This is a genomic window from Vibrio sp. 1180_3 (genome assembly GCF_029478545.1).
GTDB classification, from domain to species: domain Bacteria; phylum Pseudomonadota; class Gammaproteobacteria; order Enterobacterales; family Vibrionaceae; genus Vibrio; species Vibrio aestuarianus.
In genome coordinates, this window is record NZ_SJFM01000232.1 from 1 (window position 1) to 299 (window position 299).

Annotated in this window: 1 tRNA gene and 1 rRNA gene; both read left to right on the forward strand. The window is 46.8% G+C overall.

The window, feature by feature from the left end:
* Positions 1–70 (forward strand): 16S ribosomal RNA (locus EYW48_RS21695); the annotation flags it as partial.
* Positions 71–132: 62 nt separating this feature from the next.
* Positions 133–208 (forward strand) — tRNA-Ala (locus EYW48_RS21700).
* Positions 209–299 lie beyond the last annotated feature (91 nt).

The window sequence follows — 299 nt, forward strand, 5'->3', positions numbered from 1 at the left end:
GTGGTTCATGACTGGGGTGAAGTCGTAACAAGGTAGCGCTAGGGGAACCTGGCGCTGGATCACCTCCTTATACGATGATTACACTGATGAGTGTCCACACAGATTGATGGTTTATACAGTTTTAGAGTAGTTGGGGCTATAGCTCAGCTGGGAGAGCGCCTCGCTGGCAGCGAGGAGGTCTGCGGTTCGATCCCGCATAGCTCCACCATCTTTAAGCACATTGCTTAAGTGTTCTTAAAAATGGTTTTCATCAGAAAATCTTGCTCTTTAACAATTTGGAAAGCTGACTGATAACAACG